Origin of the sequence: Peribacillus sp. NJ11 (genome assembly GCF_030348405.1) — a bacterium.
In the GTDB taxonomy this organism is placed as follows: domain Bacteria; phylum Bacillota; class Bacilli; order Bacillales; family DSM-1321; genus Peribacillus.
In genome coordinates this window covers 3,050,877-3,065,727 of the sequence record NZ_JAUCFO010000001.1, presented here as the reverse complement: position 1 = coordinate 3,065,727, position 14,851 = coordinate 3,050,877, and the positions used below count along the sequence as shown (strand labels likewise).

General features: G+C 41.3%; 11 protein-coding genes. 1 reads left to right on the top strand and 10 read right to left on the bottom strand.

Features of this window, described 5'->3' with window-relative positions:
• Nucleotides 1-314: 314 nt before the first annotated feature.
• From QUF86_RS15140 to QUF86_RS15115, 6 genes are all read right to left on the bottom strand, one after another.
• On the bottom strand, nucleotides 315-1,604 hold the full coding sequence (locus QUF86_RS15140) for a dihydrolipoamide acetyltransferase family protein (protein WP_289315723.1): 1,290 nt from the start codon (nucleotides 1,602-1,604) through the stop codon (nucleotides 315-317).
• Nucleotides 1,605-1,630: 26 nt separating this feature from the next.
• Nucleotides 1,631-2,614 carry an alpha-ketoacid dehydrogenase subunit beta gene (locus QUF86_RS15135; protein WP_289334773.1) on the bottom strand — a complete coding sequence of 328 codons (984 nt, stop codon included), beginning with the start codon at nucleotides 2,612-2,614 and terminating at the stop codon, nucleotides 1,631-1,633.
• Nucleotides 2,615-2,626: 12 nt separating this feature from the next.
• Nucleotides 2,627-3,622, bottom strand: coding sequence for a thiamine pyrophosphate-dependent dehydrogenase E1 component subunit alpha (locus tag QUF86_RS15130; RefSeq protein ID WP_289334772.1), 996 nt, complete (start codon nucleotides 3,620-3,622; stop codon nucleotides 2,627-2,629).
• A gap of 24 nt (nucleotides 3,623-3,646) precedes the next feature.
• Entirely contained in the window at nucleotides 3,647-5,068 is a 1,422-nt protein-coding gene (gene lpdA / locus QUF86_RS15125; protein WP_289334771.1) for a dihydrolipoyl dehydrogenase, read from the bottom strand.
• A gap of 113 nt (nucleotides 5,069-5,181) precedes the next feature.
• Nucleotides 5,182-6,279 carry a branched-chain amino acid dehydrogenase gene (gene bcd / locus QUF86_RS15120; RefSeq protein WP_289315719.1) on the bottom strand — a complete coding sequence of 366 codons (1,098 nt, stop codon included), beginning with the start codon at nucleotides 6,277-6,279 and terminating at the stop codon, nucleotides 5,182-5,184.
• 368 nt (nucleotides 6,280-6,647) lie between these two features.
• Nucleotides 6,648-8,705, bottom strand: a complete 2,058-nt coding sequence (locus QUF86_RS15115) for a sigma-54 interaction domain-containing protein (protein ID WP_289334770.1) — start codon at nucleotides 8,703-8,705, stop codon at nucleotides 6,648-6,650.
• Between the two features lie 207 nt (nucleotides 8,706-8,912).
• Here QUF86_RS15115 and QUF86_RS15110 point away from each other — a divergent pair, with 207 nt between their 5' ends.
• Complete coding sequence (locus tag QUF86_RS15110; RefSeq protein WP_101222519.1) at nucleotides 8,913-9,149, top strand: DUF2627 domain-containing protein; 237 nt, start codon at nucleotides 8,913-8,915, stop codon at nucleotides 9,147-9,149.
• Nucleotides 9,150-9,197: 48 nt separating this feature from the next.
• On the opposite strand, the gene QUF86_RS15105 is transcribed toward QUF86_RS15110, so the two are convergent.
• From QUF86_RS15105 to recN, 4 genes are all read right to left on the bottom strand, one after another.
• Nucleotides 9,198-9,932, bottom strand: a complete 735-nt coding sequence (locus QUF86_RS15105; RefSeq protein ID WP_289334769.1) for a glycerophosphodiester phosphodiesterase — start codon at nucleotides 9,930-9,932, stop codon at nucleotides 9,198-9,200.
• A gap of 614 nt (nucleotides 9,933-10,546) precedes the next feature.
• On the bottom strand, nucleotides 10,547-11,338 hold the full coding sequence (gene spo0A, locus QUF86_RS15100; RefSeq protein WP_289315716.1) for a sporulation transcription factor Spo0A: 792 nt from the start codon (nucleotides 11,336-11,338) through the stop codon (nucleotides 10,547-10,549).
• A gap of 322 nt (nucleotides 11,339-11,660) precedes the next feature.
• Complete coding sequence (spoIVB, locus tag QUF86_RS15095; protein ID WP_289334768.1) at nucleotides 11,661-12,953, bottom strand: SpoIVB peptidase; 1,293 nt, start codon at nucleotides 12,951-12,953, stop codon at nucleotides 11,661-11,663.
• Nucleotides 12,954-13,115: 162 nt separating this feature from the next.
• On the bottom strand, nucleotides 13,116-14,831 hold the full coding sequence (gene recN / locus QUF86_RS15090; RefSeq protein ID WP_289334767.1) for a DNA repair protein RecN: 1,716 nt from the start codon (nucleotides 14,829-14,831) through the stop codon (nucleotides 13,116-13,118).
• Nucleotides 14,832-14,851: the final 20 nt, after the last annotated feature.

The window sequence follows — 14,851 nt, the reverse complement described above, 5'->3', positions numbered from 1 at the left end:
CTGGTCCATTCCACTGGAGAACGAACGCTCAGTCGGTTTAGGTAAGAAAACCACCCTCCCATCAATTTAATCTGGATTATACTAACATTCTATCATAATTTTCTTGAAATTTATGTTAATAGAAATTACAAAGCTGCTGTATGGGAAACCAAAAGCCTATTTCTCCTATTTAAAATGAAGTACAGCCCCTTCTCTGTATTAGAACAGCTCTAATTAAAATAATAGCAAAAATAAAATTTTTGTCGATGTTTTTCTACTGAAAAATAAAGTGCAAAAAAAAGGAAGGAACCTAATGGCCTTCCTTTTTCTTCACTTTAGTATATGGAAGTGTTGTCTTTGGAAATCTTTTCGATGATTTCTTTAACCCTTGCGAGGAAACGTCCGCATACCAATCCATCCAAAACACGATGATCAAGTGATAAACAGAGATTCACCATATCCCGAACTGCAATCATGTCATTTATGACCACTGGACGTTTTACGATCGTTTCAACTTGTAAAATGGCGGCCTGTGGATAATTGATGATTCCCATGGACTGGACTGAACCGAATGAGCCAGTGTTATTGACAGTGAACGTGCCACCTTGCATATCCTCTGCTTTTAACTTACCCGCCTTCACTTTGGATGCGAGTTCCTGTATCTCCCTTGCTATACCTTTGATTGATTTTTCATCTGCATTTTTTATGACAGGTACAAATAAGGCATCTTCAGTTGCAACGGCTATAGAAATATTGATTTCTTTCTTTTGTATGATTTTATCGCCAGCCCACATCGAATTGAGCTCTGGAAATTCCGTAAGGGCTTGAGCAATCGCTTTTACAAAAAAGGCAAAGTAAGTTAAATTATAGCCTTCTTTTTGTTTAAAGCCGGACTTGAGATTATCACGCAACTTCACCATATTGCTTGCGTCGACTTCCACCATTGTCCATGCATGCGGAATTTCGTGCTTACTTTTTAACATATTGGATGCAATTGCCTTACGGATACCCGTAACAGGTATTTCCTTGTCACCAATAGCAGTCGGCACGTTAGTAGTCACTGCACTAGTTTGACGATTAATTGGAGGCGTGTTCTCTTCATGAGCCGAATCGGATATTGCGGAAGGTTCATCCGCCTTAGGAAGAGTTCCGGATTCAACAAGTTTCAGTAGATCTTTACGGGTGATTCGTCCCTCATTCCCCGTTCCTTTCACTTTTGAAAGGTCGATCCCATGCTCCTGGGAAAGTTTTAACACGGCAGGTGAAAAGCGAGCTTTCCTTGATGGTTCACCTGCTTGCTGCACATCTTTTGTAACAGGTGCATCAACATTTTCCTCGCTATGAGAAACAGCTTGGCCTGCGTTTTCGTTATCCGTCTTTGCCGCTTCAACTTCAATCGAGCAAATGACTTCCCCGACTGCCAACGTTTGATTCTCTTCCGCTTTCAATTCCTTGATGATGCCGGTGAAGGAAGAAGGAACCTCAGCATTTACTTTATCCGTCATCACTTCAGCTAGCGGATCATATTTCGTGACATGATCCCCAGGCTTTACTAGCCATTTACTGATGGTTCCCTCTGTGACACTTTCGCCTAATTGAGGCATCTTCATTAATTCCATAGCCATAAATCGTTCCTCCTTCTTAACAGTCATTAATACTCGGCCAATTCCCTCATCGCTTTTTCCACTTTATCAGGGTTCACCATAAAATGTTTTTCCATCGTAGGCGCATATGGCATGGCAGGTACATCAGGTCCGGCCAATCGTTTTATAGGGGCATCCAAATCAAAAAGGCAATTCTCGGCAATGATGGCTGCCACCTCACTCATAATGCTTCCTTCTTTATTATCCTCCGTAACCAGTAAAACTTTCCCTGTTTTAGAAGCTGCTTCTATGATAGCATCCTTATCTAAAGGGTAGACGGTGCGCAAGTCAAGAACATGTGCAGAGATTCCATCTGCAGCTAATTTTTCAGCTGCCTGAAGAGCAAAATGCACGCAAAGGCCATAGGATATGACAGTAATGTCTTCCCCTTCCCTTTTCACATCCGCCTTACCGATTGGAAGTACATAATCTTCAGTGGGTACCTCACCCTTAATCAAGCGGTATGCGCGTTTATGTTCAAAGAAAAGAACTGGATCTTCATCTCGGATGGCAGCTTTAAGCAACCCCTTGACATCATAAGGAGTGGAAGGCATCACAATTTTCAAGCCCGGTTGATTAGCAAAAATCGCTTCAACCGATTGCGAATGATAAAGAGCTCCATGAATCCCTCCTCCATAAGGAGCACGGATTACCATAGGACAGCTCCAGTCATTATTAGAACGGTATCTAATTTTAGCTGCCTCTGAAACAATTTGGTTAATGGCAGGCATGATGAAATCAGCAAATTGCATTTCAGCTATTGGCCGAAGCCCGTACATGGCGGCTCCAATTCCCACTCCAGCAATTGCAGATTCAGCGAGCGGTGTATCGATGACCCTGGCTTCACCGAATTGGTCGTATAAACCGTTAGTGGCTTTAAAGACCCCACCTTTTTTTCCAACATCCTCTCCCAATACGAATACACGGGAATCACGTTCCATCTCTTCCCTCATTGCCATTGTCACGGCATCTATATAAGAAATCACTGGCATTCTATTACCCCCTTACTTTTGTGCATACACATGATTCATAGCACTTTCAGCCTTCGGATATGGAGCATTTTCAGCATAATCAGTTGCTTCGTTGACTATCTTCATGACATCATCATTCATTTGTTTCTCAAGATCATCATCCATGATTCCCGCTTCTGTTAAATACGCTCCAAATGTAATTATGGAATCCTTCGTTTTGGCTTCGGCCACCTCGTCCGCTGTCCGGTAGCTTCGGTCATCATCATCACTTGAATGAGGAGTGAGCCTATATGAGACGGTTTCTACAAGGGTAGGCCCCTCTCCCCTTCGTGCACGGTCAGCCGCTTCTTTCACTGCTGCATACACTTCCAATGGATCATTGCCATCCACCGTTATTCCAGGCATCCCATAGCCAATCGCCCTGTCGGAAACATTTTCACATGATAGTTGTTTCGAAATAGGAACCGAAATCGCATATTTATTATTTTCACACATGAAAATGACCGGCAGCTTATGTACACCTGCAAAGTTGGCCCCTTCATGAAAATCGCCCTGATTGGATGAACCTTCACCAAACGTAACGAATGTTACTAAATCCTTGCTTTCCATCTTCCCAGCAAGGGCAATTCCAACTGCATGCGGGACCTGTGTCGTTACAGGTGATGAACCAGTGACGATCCTATTTTTCTTTTGACCGAAATGGCCAGGCATTTGGCGTCCGCCTGAATTGGGATCTTCCTCTTTCGCAAAACCTGAAAGCATCAAGTCCTTTGCTGTCATTCCGAAGGTAAGTACCACACCTACATCCCGATAATAAGGAAGTACATAATCCTTTTGCCGATCCAGCGCAAACGCTGCCCCAACTTGCGCAGCTTCTTGCCCCTGGCAGGAAATCACGAAGGGAATTTTCCCGGAACGGTTTAAAAGCCACATACGCTCATCAATCCTGCGGGACAAAAGCATTGTCCGGTACATATCTAAAACCGTTTCCTCATTTAAGCCTAATTGTTCATGACGTTTTTCTACCATCATAAAACCTCCTGACCTTATTCTTTATGAATGAATGGCAAGTCCATCGACAGCAAGCGCCGCCTCTCCGATTGCTTCAGAAAGACTTGGGTGTGGATGTATTGTCTTGGCTACCTCCCAAGGTGTCGCATCAAGCACTTTTGCAAGTCCCGCTTCTGAAATCATATCCGTAACATGTGGACCGATCATATGAACGCCCAATATATCATCCGTTTTCTTATCTGCAATGATTTTGACAAAACCATCCGCTTCCCCGAAAACCAGGGCCTTACCAACTGCACGGAATGGGAATTTTCCAATTTTAAGCTCATAGCCTTCCTTTTTTGCCTGTTCTTCCGTCAAACCGACACTTGCCGCTTCAGGGCTTGAATACACACATTTTGAAATGAGCGAATAATCCAAGCGTTCCGGTTTTTGGCCTGCCATATGTTCAACGGCCGTAATACCTTCATGGGAGGCAACGTGAGCCAATTGCAGACCGCCGATACAATCACCGATCGCATAGATATGCGTTTCCTTCGTTTGGAAGAAGTCATTGGTTTCAATAAAACCTTTTTCTTTCACAATTTCTGTATTTTCAAGGCCGATCCCTTCAACATTTGCTGCTCTGCCTACGGATACCAGCATTTTTTCAGCTGTGAATTCCTCTACCAATCCTTTTACTTCAGCAGAAATGGATACTGAAACATCCGTTTTCAGGGTTTCAGGCAATACCTTGGCACCTGTAATGAATTTGACGCCTTTTTTAGTTAGGAGACGAAGCATTTCACTGGAAATATCCTGGTCTTCAGTCGGGATGATCCTATCCGCATATTCCAGTACGGTTACTTCCACACCAAAATCATTCAGCATCGAAGCCCACTCAATGCCGATAACCCCACCGCCTACAATAATCATTGATTTCGGCAGGCTCTCAAGCTTTAGAGCTTCATCCGATGTAAGCACCAATTCCCCGTCAATTGTCAAACCGGGCAGTGTTTTCGGACGCGAACCGGTAGCAATGATGATATTCTGAGGAATGAGCATTTCATTTTCACTGCCATTATTCATTTCCACTGAAATTGTCCCAGGCATCGGTGAAAATATAGATGGACCAAGTATACGTCCTAAACCTTCATAAACCGTTATCTTCCCTTGTTTCATCAAGTGCTGAACACCTTTATAGAGTTGATCGACGACTTTATTCTTTCTTTCCTGCACCTTAAGGAAATCCACCTTTACATCCCCGGTTACAATACCGAATTCCTCACTTTTCACTGCAGTCTGATAAACTTCAGCACTCCTTAAAAGTGCTTTTGAAGGGATACAGCCTTTATGTAGACACGTTCCGCCGAGCTTGCCTTTCTCCACGACAGCCGTTTTCAATCCTAATTGAGCAGCCCTTATTGCTGCCACATACCCGCCTGTTCCTCCTCCGAGGATAACGAGGTCAAATTCTTCAGCCAAAACCACTCCTCCTCACAAATACACACTATTGTCACCGTTATTACGTTATCCATGTTGAAATTCCTGTGTTTATATTTAAAAAAACACAGGAATCCATATCTTGTCAACTATATTCATTTTCTTCCATTCAAGATATGTTTTTCATTTTGCAAGAATTGACTTCTTGAATTCCGCATACGAGCAATGCGCTCCTCTGCCATCCTGTCCGCTGCTTTATAAGTTGGAATTTGATCGCGTTTGGCAATCTCCATGACTCGTTCAATCGTATCATAAACCATTTCCACTTTCTTAAGGGCTCTTTCTCGATTATACCCTAAAAGTTCATCAGCCACGTTTATGACACCACCTGCATTAATTACATAATCAGGAGCATATATAATGCCTTTTTCATGAATTTGATCACCATGAACAGGATCCTTCAATTGATTATTGGCTGCACCTGCAATGACTTTCGCCTTAATTTGATTAATTGTTTGATCATTAATGACGGCACCTAATGCACAAGGAGCATAGATATCACATTCAACCCCATAAATTTCATCAGTATTCACTGCAGTCGCCCCAAAGGATTCAACCGCACGTGCCACGCTTTCTTTATTGATATCGGTAACGATCAGCTTAGCGCCCTCCTCATGAAGGTGACGGCATAAGTTATAAGCTACATTCCCGACGCCTTGGACTGCAACAACCTTGCCTTCTAATGAATCAGTGCCGAATGCTTCTTTTGCAGCAGCTTTCATACCGCGGTATACCCCATATGCAGTTACAGGCGAAGGGTTACCTGAAGAACCGAATGCAGGGGAAATCCCAGTGACAAAATCCGTTTCCTCGTGGATGAGATCCATATCTTCAACCGTGGTCCCTACATCTTCAGCAGTTATATAACGCCCATTCAGCCCTTGGATATACCTTCCGAATGCACGGAACATTTCTTCATTTTTATCCTTGCGAGGATCGCCGATGATGACGGTTTTTCCCCCGCCTAAATTCAAGCCGGCCGCTGCGTTTTTATATGTCATTCCTTTCGAAAGCCTTAAAGCATCTTCTATGGCATCTTCTTCGGAAGCGTACGTCCACATCCTTGTGCCACCAAGTGCTGGTCCTAATGTCGTATCATGAATGGCAATAATCGCTTTCAAACCCGATTGTTTATCCTGACAGAATAGCAGTTGTTCGTAATCATACTTCTCAAGATATTTAAAAATTTCCATACAGGAATCCTCCCTAGATGTTTTAATAAATGTCAGATATGAGGACACTGAATCACTCCTCATTCTTACTGGTCACTACGTTCATTTTAAATAAAATCCGCTAATCACATGATATTTCCCCCATTGGGAATGGTTCCCTTGAAAAATCCATGCACCTTTAAATATGCAAATAACATGCCAATAAATGAAATAATGAGAGCCTTTTCACCCAAAAAAAGGAGATGCTGGTTAATATATTGGGCAACTATAGCCTATAACAAATTCAAAAAAATTTCATGTTGGAAGTGAACTCTCGCTTAAATTAAAATAAATCAGAAAATTCTGCGCAGTTTTTTTCATACTATGCAATTCCTTGCATGCAAATATTTTCACAATTTTAATTTTTCCATTTTATAATATAGATTTCTAACTGAAATACCCAACGCTTTTGCCGTAAGTGTTTTATTTCCCTTGTGGGTATCGAACGCTTGCTGAATGATTTCGGCTTCATACTGGTCTATTATCTCCGAGAGCGGTTTACCCGATACGTAGCCCGAAGGCTCCATTAAGAGTTTCTCCTGTTTTAATGGAATCTCTTCGATAAAATCAGGAATATGCTGTATATCAATGATTGTCTCGTTCAATTTCATGAAAATGATTGCCCGTCCCAAGATATTTTCCAGTTCCCTTACATTCCCTGGCCAGTTATAGATTTGCATCTTATGTATAGCTGCTTCAGTAATCCCCTCTATGCTCCGTCCATACTCCTGATTGATTTTATGAATCAAATGCTCCGCCAATTCTCTCAAATCTTCTTTTCGTTTTCGTAAAGGAGCAATGAAAATAGGCATGCGGTTCAGCCTGAAATATAAGTCTTCCCTGAATGATCCGTTTGCAATGGCGTGTTCAAGATTGATATTCGTGGCGGCTATGACACGGACATTGATGGAAATTGGCTTTGTCCCCCCCACTCTGATGATTTCCCGTTCTTGTAAAACCCGAAGTAATTTAGCTTGGATGTTAGCTGGTAATTCACCAATTTCATCTAAAAAGATGCTTCCTTGATTTGCCTCTTCAAAAAAACCGACCTTTCCGCCCCTGCTTGCCCCTGTAAACGCTCCCTCATCATAACCGAACAGTTCACTTTCGAGTAATGATTCCGAGATGGCCGCACAGTTTACACGAACGAATTTATTGAATTTCCTATCACTCGCATTATGGATGGCGTGGGCAAATAACTCTTTGCCGGTCCCTGATTCCCCTCTTAATAAGACGGTAGCCGGTGTCCTTGCCGATAATTTCGCCTGTTCGATGGGAAGCTTCATCTCTTCGGAAGCCCCTATTATATCATCAAAGGAATATTTAGCCTGCAATGTCCGGATAATCTGTCTTGCCCGATTCAATTCGTGAGTCAAGGTTTGAATTTCCGATACATCATGAATGACGCCAACGCTACCTTTCAGGTACCCATCCACAATGATTGGAGCAACATTAACAATCACTTCCTTATGTTTTGGGCCGACACGCATATTGACACCCCGAACAGGCTTTTTTGTCTGAAGCACTTTCATATGCATGCTATCACCTTCGTAAATATCGATGGAAGCCGGCTTACCAATCACTTGGTCCTTGGTTAAGCCAGTGATTCTTGTATATGCCGGATTGATCAAAAGTCCCCTCCCTTGATCGTCCACGACCGAGATGGCTTCATCACTGGATTGAATGATTGCCTGGAGCATCGTCTGTATCTCTTTTAAATCAGTGATCTGCTCCGCCAATTGTACAGCTTCCGTTTTATTCCTAAACACGGAAAAAGCCCCTATGATTTCCTTATCGGCATTCACCAGAGGAATCCTTGTCGTTATGAGCTCCATCCCATTAGTAAGGGTAATCTCCTGATTCACTTCTTTTTGGTTCGTTTCCATCACTCGAAGTAATCCAGTTGAAGGAACGAAATCTTTGATATGTTTGCCTATCACGTCCTCGCGCTTTGTGTCAGATGCTCGTTCTGCACTATCATTGAACATGATGATGAATCCATCATGATCAATCACCACCATTCCTTCACTGGTCGTATTAAGGATCAAGTCCATTTTTGCCGAGGTATTTTCCAATTTATTTATTAAACGATTTTTCTCTTCAAACAACTTTGTCATAATGAGGGCGACACTTCCAGGAATGAGTATCGTTTGATCGCTCATATCCCGTTTTATCTTACTATAGACGGTCGGGTCTCCGGTGGTATCAAAAATGATATCCAAATCCCCATCCAATCCCTCGCTCCAATTAGTCACTGTAGGAATCCTTCTTTCTTTTGCAGCAAGCATCCCTTCAGCGGATTCATTCGTATCAGCCATACAAACAATTGAGAATACTTCACTTTCCGAGAGGAGTTTCAACACCGTTGTCCCCCCCACTCCTCCCCCTACTATCATGACTTTTTGCATGAGCCATCCCCCTTAATATATAATTACCCCTATTATTAGATATATCTCTGCAATTTTTTTCATACTTCACACCTCATTTTACCATATTGGCATCTTTTAAACACAGCCTCTAACTTCCAGTCATTTTCTAGTTTCCCGAAACTTGACAAATATTTTATATCCTTTATCATTTTTAAAAGACGGAATTTTCGGAAGGGATTTGACCGCATGAAACGTTTAATCGCTTTTTTGATTCTTTTTATACCCGGGGCCTTTGCTGCCTATGGCATTAAAATAATGAGGGACATGGTGTTCGGTATTTTACAGCCTCCCTATCCAGTCCTTTGGCTGCAATTTTTAATCGGACTGCTTATTACGATTGGAGGAATAGCCTTTATCGCAGGCTTCGTCCTTCATCGAGATCGAAAACAAAATAAGGTCCAAAGCAGGTTCAATAAATTTTAAACGTAAAAAGAAGGTGCCATGTATAAATGGGCACCTTTTTCTTTTTCTTTATCTTGATTTAAGTTCTTCTCTGACCCGTACGGCTGCCTCAGGAAAATCGGTTATGATGCCACTGCACCCCAATTTGAATAATCGCTTCATATCGGCTTCCTTATTAATGGTATAGGGCCGTACAGGAACACCCATGCTCAACGATGCTTGAATTAGTGCATCAGAGGCAGACCTGATATTTGGATGGATTGCGCTCCCGCCTATTGCCTTGGCATATATCCATGGCATGTATAGACCATCTCTATAAAGCGGTGCCGTTTCCAGTTCAGGTGCCAATTGATGACAATTAACCAAACTATAATGATTGAAAGAAGAAAGGATTATCCTTTCCTTCATTTCGTAGGCACGAATGAGCCTTATGACTTTCTCTTCTAAGCCTGGATACAGAATAAGCGTGTTTTTCAATTCAATATTACAAAAAAGCTGGTTATCGTTAAGCCATATAAATAGTTCTTCTAGCGTCGGAATTTTTTCTTTACCCAATTTACCCTTAAAGCTTGAGGACGCATTAAGAGTTTTCAACTCCATCAAGGTCCGGTCTTTTACATACCCTGAGGCATTCGTGGTCCGATCGAGCTTTTCATCGTGAATGATGACCACTTCTCCATCTTTCGAGAGTTGGACATCCGTTTCAATACCGTCCGCCCCAACACGGGCAGCTTCTTTGAACGCCGACATCGTATTTTCCGGATGTGTTCCTGCAGAGCCTCGATGTGCAAAGATTAAGGTCATGATGAAAGCCGCCTCTCCCAAAAATTGTTATAACCCAATTTTATGAACAGAAACGATAAATTATTTTCATCTTCTTTCAATCGAAATAGAGGTGATTATTTTCTTCGTAGAAGGTTTTCTGAAATATTCCCTATAATTACTGAAAAGTTCCTTTTAATGTAGTTATCAGAACAATTGAGTTTTACACTTACGGACATTTTATCAGCAGCTATTGTTTGACATTCTCCAGCATGCTTTGCGGAAAATCCAATAGGATGGGATTAAATTGAAGAATGGAAAAGTCTTTTTGAAAAACGGTGATAAAAACCATTTCAATATCCACTTCTAATGCAAAATGCTCATTTTTTCATAAATCATTTTAATTAGTGTCGCTTTTTAACGCAAACAAAAACGCCTTTTATTTATTGGATTTCCTGCAAATCCAATAAATAAAAGGCGTTTAATTTTTTTTAACCGGCAGCGAAAAAAATTGAAGTTGCCGATTAGAAAAAATCAGAAAGCAACTTCTTCCTGTCCATACCACCAGACGGAGAGTTCCTATTTATATTTAGCGGCTCTAGCCTTTATATGGTCAATTGTTATCCTGAATCCGAACAACCGGTGTTCCCCTACTGTCAAGAAGCTTTATGTTCGAGACGAAGCTTATCGGCAACCATGGCAATGAATTCGGAATTTGTAGGTTTTGCCTTAGTCATGCTGACAGTATAACCGAAAAGAGATGAAATGGATTCTATATTGCCACGGCTCCAAGCCACTTCAATCGCATGTCGGATGGCTCTTTCAACACGGCTGGCCGTAGTATTGTATTTTTTTGCGATATCCGGATATAAAACTTTCGTGATCGAACCCAATAGTTCAATATCATTATATACCATGGATATGGCTTCCCTTAAATACAAATAGCCCTTGATATGTGCAGGCACTCCAATTTCGTGAATGATGCTTGTGATGCTGGCATCGAGGTTTTTCGGCTTGGCTTCATTTTGGGGACGATAGCTAAACTGACTATGATTTTTTAAAACCGCCTGCCCTTTACCGCTTACCTGACGAATGTGATTGGCCAGATTTTCCATATCAAAAGGTTTCAGGATAAAGTAAGACGCGCCCAAATCAACAGCTTTTTTCGTTACATCTTCTTGACCAAAGGCAGTAAGCATAATGACATTAGGCATAGCACCCCGTTTTACTTCACGAAGTTTTTCAAGTACACCTAACCCATCTAAATGAGGCATGATAATATCGAGGATCAATATATCCGGATCAACACTTTCAAGCATACCCAGGCAATCTTGACCGTTATGTGCCACCCCAATTACTTCCATGTCTTCCTGTGCTGAAATGTATTCTTCCAGAAGGCCAACAAGTTCTCTATTATCGTCTACAACGCACACCTTAATTTTTTTCACGCTTGATTTCCTCCTCAACTACAATTGGTCTTTTTTTCTATATGACTAAATTCTATTGTAATTGAACTTTTCGACAATGGAAACTAAATTCCTTTTATTTTTGAAAAAATATAAGGAATTCAATATTATTCTCCGGATATCTCTTGTTTTCGACTTCGTTTGCTATTCGAATAAACCGATTGTCGAAAAATCTTCATTTTGTTATCATTTTATCACAACGTTTCAAAAAAACCTCTATTTTTTGGAGAAATCATATTTAATTACCATCCATGACTTGGGCTAATCAATTAAAAAGGGGCATCCAAAAGGATACCCGGTTTCTTTAGCTTGCCTTTTCATAATTATCTTTGTCGTATATATTTATACCGGCTTCGTTTAACATCCATTCGATATGGACTCCATACCCACTTGTTGGATCATTAACAAATACATGGGTGACTGCACCGATTAATTTCCCATTTTGTATGATAGGACTGCCGCTCATACCTTGAACGATCCCACCCGTTTTTTGAAGCAGTTCTTTATCCGTCACTTTTAAGACCATTCCTTTAATCGCAGGAAACTTCTGTGGTATGGAACTGACGATTTCCACATCGAATTCCTCCACTTTAGAACCATCCACCACAGTCAGGATTTTTGCTGGTCCTTCCTTTACCTCATGGGAAAGGGTGATCGGGAGAGCCTTGTCATTAATCCCATTTTTAAAATCTTGATTTAATTTCCCAAAAATCCCAAAGGGACTATTGCGATTGATATTTCCTATTTTTTCTTTGTTGGAAGAAAAGCGTGCCAATTTTTCTCCAGGATCACCATTGCTTCCCTTTTCAATGGACGTGACCGTGGATTGAACAATCTGTCCATCCTTTACAACAATCGGCTTTTTGGTATCCATATCGGAAATGACATGTCCCAATGCTCCATATTTTTTCGAATCCGGGTGATAAAACGTCATCGTTCCGATGCCAGCTGCTGAATCACGGATATACAAACCCAATTTGTAAGTTCCTTCATTCTTATCTTTTAGAGGTAAAAGGGTGCTTTGAAGCACTTCATTATCACGGTTGATGACTAGATTCAACGCCTCCCCCTTTTCACCTGCCTGCTGAACAAAAGGGGTTACATCCCCCATCTTCTTTATCGTCTGACCATTGATTTCTGTAATAATATCACCGATTTCAATTTTCGCTTTTTCTCCTGGTGATTTTTTCCCCTGCGCAGTATCAATAAGATGATGACCTACTACGAGCACTCCGAGAGTATTTAGCTTCACTCCAATGGATTGGCCTCCAGGCATGACTTTAAAGTCTTTCAACACCCTAATGTCGACCTTTTTGGCGGGCAAGCCTGCTACATCCAGCAACACTTCATTCGTACCTGGTTTCTCAGCACCAAGCGTAATTGAAGCTTGCTCATCATGAAGCGAAATCCCATCACTGAATCCCGAAGCTTTTGCAGAAACAGGCAATGATTTGGAAATACTATATTGACTTCCTTCAAATAGTACAAGATGATTTGGAATTAAAAAATATTCACGAGATGGCTGGTATAACCCTAATGTTAATAGCGAAACAAGGAGAATTCCACCGATGATCCTGTTTATCCATACAAATTTCAACCCATTCACTCTCCTCGCTCTCTGAAACTTTATGGCTACACCTTTAATTTAGCCCTCAAGACAGTCATTTATAACAGATGCACAAAATAAAAGCTATCCGTTTTTGGATAGCTTTACAATGAATGCTTATGATAAGTTTAAATTATCTACTTTACCTGTCCATCAAGATGTGATTTTCAACCTTTTTGCCAGCTGGATTAATTCATTGGCATGCTGCTTCGTCAAATCCGTAATCTCGACTCCAGAAATCATCCTGCCAATTTCTTTTATCTTTTCCGTTTCAATTAAAGGCTTTACCGAGGTATTCGTGCGTCCGGCCCTTACATTTTTCGCTATGAATAAGTGAGTATCCGCCATAGCTGCCACTTGTGGTAAATGGGATATGCACAGTACTTGAGATCCCGTTGCCACTTTATAGATCTTTTCAGCAATGGATTGTGCAACCCGTCCGCTCACACCGGTGTCCACTTCATCAAATATAATGGACGTTATGCCTTGGTGCTTGGAGAAAATGCTTTTCAAAGCCAGCATGATCCTCGAGAGTTCTCCACCCGATGCGATTTTAGATAGAGGTTTTAACGGTTCACCTGGATTTGTGGAAATATAAAATTCCATCGAATCCAGCCCCGACTGATTAATGCCCCTATCTGACAACTCATCGAAAGAATAAGCCGTTTGAAGGAAATGTGGTTCGAAAATGGTCTTTTCCATGTATAAATCTTTTAATTCCTGATGGATCTTTTTGGTTAACTGCTGAGCGAATGTCTGACGAAGTTCAGACAGATTCTTTGCTTCAACAATTAAATCGGCCTTGATGGATTTCATTTCCTTTTCAAGCTTCGCTATATGCGTTTCCCTATTTTGCAGCTTTTCGACTTCCTCTTCTATGCCTGCACCATATTCCAGGATTTCCTCGATGGTCCGCCCGTATTTACGTTTTAATTGATTTATTTCATTAAGGCGGCTTTCAATGAATTCGACACGTTCTGTATCATAATCCAAAGAGTCTAATTGATCCCGGATGTTTGACACGGCCTCTTCAAGCAGGAAGTAACTATTTGAAACGGTTTCGGAGCTGTTTTTTAAACCTTCATCAAGACCTGCAGCTTCTTCCAGGTTATTCATGGCTACGGAAAGCCAATCAATTGCATGCTGCTCTCCATTTAAAGCATTATAACTGGTTTGCAGCGCTTCATGAATTTTTTCGAAATTATTAATTTTCTTCCGCTCTTCCATTAATTCTTCATCTTCACGTAGTTTCAAATCAGCTTTTTGAATTTCATCGAATTGAAATTGGATCAAATCAAGACGGTGGACCATTTGCTGTTCATTTTGGCTCAAACCATTCAATTGTTTTGAAGCGGTTTCATAACGTTTATAGAGCTTTTGGTATTCCGTGAGTGCAGAGGCGATTTTTTCACCGCCGAATTGATCCAGCAGAGGAAGATGGAGTCGTTCATCCATTAATTCCTGATGTTCATGCTGACCATGAATATCTATCAATGTCCGTCCTATCTCGCGTAAAATGGCAATCGTTACAAGTTTTCCATTTACTCTGCAAACGCTTTTGCCGCTCTGTGAAATATCCCTTCGAAGAATGGCCATCCCATCATTCATATCCAGTCCAAATTCTTCTGCTTTGGCAAATACCGGGTGTTTTTCATCTTCAATTTGAAATAATCCCTCTATTTCGGCCTTGGACTCACCATGCCGAATGAACTCTGCAGAACCACGTCCCCCAACCAAAAGATGAACGGCATCTATAATGATTGATTTCCCTGCCCCTGTTTCTCCGGTCAAGACAGTCAAGCCTTTCTCAAATGAAACGGACAGGCTTTCTATGATCGCAAAATTCCTAATCGATAGTTCTGTTAACAAACTAGGTCACCTCACAAAAT